The 1,932-nt window shown below is 73.0% G+C and carries 1 protein-coding gene; it reads right to left on the reverse strand.

What is annotated here, in order from left to right; all coding sequences use genetic code 11:
* Positions 1-65 precede the first annotated feature (65 nt).
* Positions 66-1,112: a DUF368 domain-containing protein gene (locus D1643_RS10765; RefSeq protein ID WP_160710607.1), complete on the reverse strand. Its 1,047-nt coding sequence runs from the start codon at positions 1,110-1,112 to the stop codon at positions 66-68.
* Positions 1,113-1,932: the final 820 nt, after the last annotated feature.

The following is a 1,932-nucleotide window of genomic DNA, read 5'->3' on the forward strand; positions in this document are numbered from 1 at the left end:
GAGGCGAGCGCGCCGGCCAGCGAGCGCGACGCGTCGAGCGCCCGCGAGGCGAGCGCGCCGGTCGGCTAGCGGGCCGCCGCCTGGGCGGCTATGGCGCGGGCCACCTGGCGGCGCTGGACGGCGTGCTTGAGAAGCTCGAGGGCACCGATGACGGCACCGCCCAGGAGAAACGCGGGCAAGCTGAAGGTGTCGGCGGTGAGCGGAGGCTGGGGCACGTCCAGCGTGACCGGCCCCAGCGCGATGGCCACGAGCGAGCCCACCATGAAGCCGAGCAGGCAGTAGACCGTCTGCGAGCGGAAGTCGGCGAGCGCACGCTTCACCAGCTTCACGACGGTGAGCAGCCCCGCAACGGCGCCCGCGGCGAACAGCGCGATGGCCGGCAGCACGGAGAAGTCGCCGCCCATGAGGGCCTTGAGCGCGTCCATCACCGGCAGGTACAGGCCGAAGATGAGCAGGAACGTCGACCCGGACACTCCCGGCAGGATCATGGCCGACACGGCCACCATGGCGGCGGCCACCAGATAGGCGCCGCTGCCCGCATCGAGCGCAGCGAGGTCGATGCCTCCCCCGCCGTCGACGTCAAGCGCGCCCTCGGCCACGGCGCCCGCCGCGTCCAGCCCGACGCCCTGTGCGAGCGCGCCAGGATCGACCACGCCGGCCTGCGCCGCCAACGCGCCCACGGCCGACACCTCGGCCGCGTCCCCGCCGAGCGCCGCCGCGTTGGCCAGCGTGACGCCCACCACCACGGCGATGCCGACGAACGTCCACGCCAGGTTGCCGTAACGGCCGCGCACGTAGGCATGCTCGTCGCGGACGATGAGCGGCACCGAGAACACGATGAATCCCATGAACATCGAGCTCACCAGGTAGATCTGGCTCTCGAACAGACCTGTGAGCACGGCCACGGCCAGCCCGAAGCCCACCACCCAGCCTGCGCCGAGTCGCGCAAGGAAGCCGGCCGCCCGCCGTCGCTCGGCCGGCGTGCCGGACACGAGTCGATCGAGCGACCACAGCAGCTGGTCGTAGATGCCCACGATAAAGGCGATGGTGCCGCCGGACACCCCGGGGACGCTGTCTGCCAGCGCCATGAGAAAACCGCCGAGCGTGCCCAATGCCGCGCTCCTTCCAGCTAGGGAGAGGTCAAGTCGGGTCAGGGTAGCATGGCCGCGCTCGCACGCGCCGCGGTCGCCGCGCGCGCTCACAGGATGCGCACGGGGTCGCCATGGAGCCGCCACAACGCGCTGTCATGCTTTTTCGCGCCAATCCTGCAAATTCGGACGGTTTTGCACTCCGGCGTAGGGCCTCGGGGACATCCCAGCCAAGTACGGAGGTCATTTGCCCAGGTCGCGCATGACGCCCCGCCCTTCCGGCGCGGGAGGGCGGCTGTCTTCGGGTGCAAAACCGTCCGAATTTGCAGGATTGGCGCGAAATGCGAAGGTCCGCCCTCCAGCGGCCCATCGCTCGACCGCGCCGCGCGACGCCACTCACCTCTCGTGCAAAAGCAGCCCGCGCGCTTGTGCTCCCGGCACCCGCTCGCCGCTGCCCGCAGCCCCCCCGAGCGCCTGCGACATCTCGCCGTCGCCCGTCCACGCCCGAGCACCCGCGGCGCGCCTCTTGGCCGCCGCCCACGCCCGCGCCGACACGCGCCTGTGCCCCGCCTCTTGACCGCCGCCCGACGCGGGCACAGCGTCACCGCCCGTCACCAGCACACGCCACCGCTCGTAGCCGCGCCCCGGCCTACGTGCCCGCAGCGCCTACGCGCACTCCACGCGCTTGCGACGCCCCGCCGCTATCCACACCTGCGATGCCGCCGCCTGCGCCCGCGCCTTGCCTCTTGGCGCCGCTCACGCCCGCAGCGCCGCAGCAGCCCCCCGAGCGCCCGCGCCACGCGCCCCATCCGCCCCGCTCGACCGCGCCCCGCACGCCCCGCCC

Source organism: Enterorhabdus sp. P55, assembly GCF_009911695.1.
Taxonomy (GTDB): Bacteria; Actinomycetota; Coriobacteriia; order Coriobacteriales; family Eggerthellaceae; genus Enterorhabdus.